General features: G+C 25.8%; 9 protein-coding genes and 1 tRNA gene. 3 read left to right on the plus strand and 7 right to left on the minus strand.

Features of this window, described 5'->3' with window-relative positions; translation table 11 throughout:
• Nucleotides 1-145 (plus strand): helix-turn-helix domain-containing protein (locus J7M77_RS13575; protein ID WP_296879504.1); only part of this gene is annotated, 145 nt, incomplete at its 5' end.
• Nucleotides 146-198: 53 nt separating this feature from the next.
• On the opposite strand, the gene J7M77_RS13580 is transcribed toward J7M77_RS13575, so the two are convergent.
• Both J7M77_RS13580 and J7M77_RS16925 read right to left on the minus strand, forming a co-directional pair.
• Nucleotides 199-900 (minus strand): transglutaminase family protein, encoded by a 702-nt coding sequence (locus J7M77_RS13580; protein WP_296879491.1) that lies wholly within the window; start codon nt 898-900, stop codon nt 199-201.
• Nucleotides 860-1,090 (minus strand): shikimate kinase, encoded by a 231-nt coding sequence (locus J7M77_RS16925; protein ID WP_367237031.1) that lies wholly within the window; start codon nt 1,088-1,090, stop codon nt 860-862. Before J7M77_RS16925 ends, J7M77_RS13580 begins: the two co-directional genes overlap by 41 nt.
• A gap of 613 nt (nt 1,091-1,703) precedes the next feature.
• On the opposite strand from J7M77_RS16925, the gene J7M77_RS13585 reads away from it, so the two are divergent.
• The gene (locus J7M77_RS13585; RefSeq protein WP_296879493.1) at nt 1,704-2,060 is read left to right on the plus strand and encodes a nucleotidyltransferase family protein; all 357 of its coding nucleotides are present in this window, start codon (nt 1,704-1,706) and stop codon (nt 2,058-2,060) included.
• Entirely contained in the window at nt 2,014-2,418 is a 405-nt protein-coding gene (locus J7M77_RS13590) for a HepT-like ribonuclease domain-containing protein (RefSeq protein WP_296879496.1), read from the plus strand. Before J7M77_RS13585 ends, J7M77_RS13590 begins: the two co-directional genes overlap by 47 nt.
• 95 nt (nt 2,419-2,513) lie before the next feature.
• Here J7M77_RS13590 and J7M77_RS16930 read toward each other — a convergent pair whose 3' ends face one another.
• The 5 genes from J7M77_RS16930 to J7M77_RS13610 form a co-directional block, all read right to left on the minus strand.
• Nucleotides 2,514-2,828: a GNAT family N-acetyltransferase gene (locus J7M77_RS16930; protein WP_367237032.1), complete on the minus strand. Its 315-nt coding sequence runs from the start codon at nt 2,826-2,828 to the stop codon at nt 2,514-2,516.
• A 164-nt stretch (nt 2,829-2,992) separates the two neighbouring features.
• Nucleotides 2,993-3,154: a hypothetical protein gene (locus tag J7M77_RS13595; protein WP_296879498.1), complete on the minus strand. Its 162-nt coding sequence runs from the start codon at nt 3,152-3,154 to the stop codon at nt 2,993-2,995.
• Between the two features lie 67 nt (nt 3,155-3,221).
• Nucleotides 3,222-3,407 (minus strand): hypothetical protein, encoded by a 186-nt coding sequence (locus J7M77_RS13600; RefSeq protein WP_296879500.1) that lies wholly within the window; start codon nt 3,405-3,407, stop codon nt 3,222-3,224.
• 12 nt (nt 3,408-3,419) lie between these two features.
• Nucleotides 3,420-3,863: a hypothetical protein gene (locus J7M77_RS13605; protein WP_296879502.1), complete on the minus strand. Its 444-nt coding sequence runs from the start codon at nt 3,861-3,863 to the stop codon at nt 3,420-3,422.
• Between the two features lie 454 nt (nt 3,864-4,317).
• Nucleotides 4,318-4,392: transfer RNA gene (locus J7M77_RS13610), tRNA-Arg, on the minus strand.
• Nucleotides 4,393-4,409 lie beyond the last annotated feature (17 nt).

Consider the following 4,409-nt stretch of genomic DNA (forward strand, 5'->3'; position numbering starts at 1 on the left):
GGAATTAGAAGCTGACGGATTTATTAATCGATATGATTTCAAAGAAATTCCACCTCATGTGGAATATACTTTAACACCATTAGGAAAAAGTTTTATGACAGTTATGGAAGTAATTAAAAAATGGGGTGATGAAAATTTAAAATAAAAAATACTCTATTTTTATGGAGTATTTAATCGATTGAAAATAAGAAAGACATTTTAATTTGCTTTTCTTATTTTTTTGATGTTGTGATTCATTAAATGACGGCCGAGATTTTTATACATAAACTTTTTAAATTTGGATATTTCTTGACCATGTTTTTTTAATAAAATGTCTGGAGAATAGTAAATTCCTAAATCAACAGTAATTCCTTCTTTTTGAATATAGGTATTATTTAAATTAAAATCAATGATGGGATTAGAAAAATCTTTTGTAGCAACACCATAACCATAAAAAGGACCTTTATAGTTAGGATACATTTTTTGTAACTTATAAAGATATTGTTTATCGAGAATAATTCCTTCAAGTTCATACCACTTGTCGTTTAGATAAACTTCTACCCAGCTATGAAAAATATTTTGCGGAGCACTTTTATAAACAATGCCAGTCATCGCTCCTTTTTGTAATTTTTTATCAATCATAAAACCATGAATTCGACAAGGAATATTAACACCACGAAGTAAAGCCATAAACAAAGTTGCTTTTGTATTACATTGTCCATATCCATCAGCTAAAACTTTAGAAGCAGGGATACTATCATCGCTATTATAGCCAAAAAGAATTTCATCACGAACAAAATTATATATTTTCTTTACTCGATTATAAGGAGTATCTTTTTGCCATTGTCGCTTGTTGATTAATTGTTGAATCTTTTTATGTTTAAAATCTAACATGAAAGTTTCTGCTAAGTACTGTTTCAAAAATAATCACCTCATTATAAATATTCATCAATAATCTGTTTTGCGACCAGTTCAGGATCTCTTCCATCAATATTAATTTTAATTTCAAAAATAGAATATATTTTTTTGTTTCCTCATCAACATAGATGAAAGGATAATCTAGTTTATTAGCTAATATTTTACCAACTGTTGATTTTCCTACATTATGCACTCAAAATAATATAACTATCATTTTGCTCTTCCTTTTTTAGTATATTTTAATTTATGTAATTATTATAGCATTGTTTGATTAGTTTAAATACATATAATATTTAAATCAAATTTTTCTTTTTTTAGTTAATAGATTTTAAATAATGAATTAGTTATTTTTAGATATTATAGTTATCAAAAATTATGATGGATTTTATATAAATAGTATTATTATGTGGTTTTTTAATAATATAATATGAAAAATTTGTAGCATGCTTTATTTTATAAACTATTGTAATAAAAGATATGGTCGCAAAGAGGGTGGCATATAAACAAGATATAATTATAAATGAAGAAGTTGAAGCAGCTTCTTTAAAAGTACTAGATGAAAATAATGCTGTAATGATGAATGAATTTTAAGAAATAAACTTAATTTAGAAATTAAAAATTGGTAAAACTTATGTCATGATAGGAGTTATTATTTTAAATAATTATTAATATATTTTGTATTTATCGTTATAAATGTTGGGATTAAACAGTATGAATGATGTATAAATGACAGTTATTAAAAAGTTATAAAAAATAGGAAAAAGAGTTATTATTATGTTACAATATAACTAGTGGAGGATTATTTTATGGAATATTCAAGGAAAATTTATACAATTGATGAAGTAAAAAATGCTATTTCTAAATTAATAAAAAATGAATATCCTGAAATAAAGGAAGTTATATTATTTGGTTCATACGCTCGAGATGAAGCAACGCCTATCAGTGACTTGGATATATTAATTTCTAAACCAGAACAAATAAAACCTATGATTATGTGGTCTTTTTGTGGCAGTTTAAAAGAAATTTTGCATAAATCTGTTGAAGTGTTTAGATTAAAGTCTATAGACATAAATTCTGAATTCTTTGAAAATATTAGAAAGGATGGAATTTTAATATATGAAAATAAACAAAATGAAAATTCAAAACGACAAACTAATTATTAAATCGCTTATCCATATTCAAAATATATATAATTATATTAAAAATATGAATTATGATGATTTCAAAAATGATCCCAAAACTGTTGATGCGTGCATTACTCGTCTAACTCAAATAGGTGAATTAGAAAGAAGATTTGATAGCAATTTTAAAGAAACATTCAACGAGATACCATGGAAAGAAATTAATGGATTAAGAAATGTTGTTGTGCATAATTATGATGGTGTTGATTATGATACGCTATGGGAAACAATTCAAGATGACCTTCCTGCCTTAGAAAAAATGTATGTAAATCTTTTAATCAATGTATTTGAATATGATATAGTAGATTTAACAAGTATAGGAGTTGACATAAATCAGTAATTTAATGAAAACCATTTAAATAATGGAAAAGATGAATTAGAAATTTAGAGTTTTTATTTTAAACAACGATAGTAAAGAGGCAAATTGCCTCTTATTTATGATTTTATATTTTCCTTACGATGATATGCTTCAAGTCTACAAAAATCAGTATGTTTAAAAATATATTTAATAATAGCCAACAAAGCTTCATTGGCATATCCGTTGCCCCTAAATTTCTCACCTATACAGTATTCAATTTCAGCAGTTTTACAATCTGAGTAGACTTTACAAAAAGCAATTTGACCAATATTTTCTAAACTTTTCTTTTCTATGATTGCCCATCTGTAAAAATCTAAATTAGAATATTCTTGTTTCCATTTTTTCAGTAGTTGTTTTATTTTGGTAGTGGCAGTGTAAACGGGTTTTTGTATTAGTGGGTTTAGATATTCAGTTTTTCAACATATTATTTCAATCTTCATTTAAAAATGGTTTTAATAATAGACTAGATGTTTCTATTTGCTGGGTTCTGCAATGTTTCATATTACTCTTTAATTCTAACTAACAATTACTAATTTATATGGAAGCTAAGTTCTATCTAGATACTTTTAGATAAAAATAATTCCATTGGCTGTTTGTATCTTTCTATATTAATAATAAGACCACCACAATCTTGATAACCTAATTTTCGATAGAAATGCTGAGCATTTTCATCTACTTGAGTTGAAGTTAAAACCATACCATAACCTTTTGATCTCATTTCGGTTTCCCAATGTTTAATCAATTTTGTTCTATAACCTTTTTTTGAAAATTTTGATCAATATAAATCATTGTACAAAATGGGATATTATCCCAAAAAAGATTATATCTAAGCAAACCGATTGATAATCTTCTAATAAAATATAGCCTTTTTTATCCTTAACTTTATTTTCAAATTCTTGCTCAGGTAAATGTTTATCATAACGATACCAAAAATCCCGATCATCTACTTGTACATATCTAATTTCAATCATTATTAAGATTCTTTAATTTAGTTCAAAATTAATTATAATGGTTGAATCAAATGGATATTCTTTTTCTCCATCACTTAGCCTTATAGTTCGATCTGGTTCATCTTCTTTTTGATTATAGCTATATTTAAAGACATATCTTAGATTATTTTTTATTTGTTTGATTTTCCCAAAATTGATTGTATATGTTGTCCCATCTTTTTCCAATGTTACCTTATCATAGTCGATATCCATGTTTTTAAAAACTATATACATATAATCACTATCACCATCTTGAAGAGAATAGATGATTTCTTTGTTTCCCTGTGGTTCTTCATATTGATATTGACTAAGTATGGATTCATCAACTTTTTCAAGTGTTGCTTCTTTTTTTACATTTGTTCCTTCTTCGTTTTTGCTTTGACATCCTACTAATGTAAATACTAGCAGGCATGATAATAATACTAATAATTTTTTCATACTAATATTTCCTTCCCTAGAATAACTATTTTTAAATTTTGATTAAACCAGTTTCTCTTTATATTATACCATATTTATTGGATGATTTTGTTTTAATTCTATAAATATTGATTGTAAAAGATTTTATATTTCTTGATAATAATGCTAGATAATTAGTTTATTAGTATTATCAAAAATGTGGAAGAATGAAAAATTAATTTTGAAACAAGTGAGTTGATAAGAATATAAGTTTATGGTAGAAATCAGTTAAGAAATAAGACCCAGGGCAGGTAGCTAAATGCTAAGTGTGCTGTGTACGTTGTCTCCAAGGCTTTCTTTATTTCTATATAATAAGGATAAGAAGATGTTGAACTATATGATTTATAAATGTTAATAAAAAACAATTACTGCCATTTTACTGCCAAAGTCAATTTTTAATAAAAAAACCGCATGAAACTGCGGTGTTTAACTAATATGGCATCCTCAGTAGGAATCGAACCTACAACTTAACCTCCGGAGGGTTACGTGATATCCATTTCACTATGAGGACATTACTTTGTAAGTATA

The sequence above is a fragment of the Thomasclavelia sp. genome (assembly GCF_017889095.1).
Lineage (GTDB): Bacteria > Bacillota_I > Bacilli_A > Erysipelotrichales > Coprobacillaceae > Thomasclavelia.

Excerpts from the sequence above, each read along its gene's own strand:
- J7M77_RS13585 (WP_296879493.1), top strand. The coding sequence starts at position 1,704 with ATGGAATATTCAAGGAAAATTTATACAATTGATGAAGTAAAAAATGCT.
- J7M77_RS13590 (WP_296879496.1), top strand. The coding sequence starts at position 2,014 with ATGAAAATAAACAAAATGAAAATTCAAAACGACAAACTAATTATTAAA.
- J7M77_RS13595 (WP_296879498.1), bottom strand. The coding sequence starts at position 3,154 with ATGAGATCAAAAGGTTATGGTATGGTTTTAACTTCAACTCAAGTAGAT.
- J7M77_RS13600 (WP_296879500.1), bottom strand. The coding sequence starts at position 3,407 with ATGATTGAAATTAGATATGTACAAGTAGATGATCGGGATTTTTGGTAT.
- J7M77_RS13605 (WP_296879502.1), bottom strand. The coding sequence starts at position 3,863 with ATGAAAAAATTATTAGTATTATTATCATGCCTGCTAGTATTTACATTA.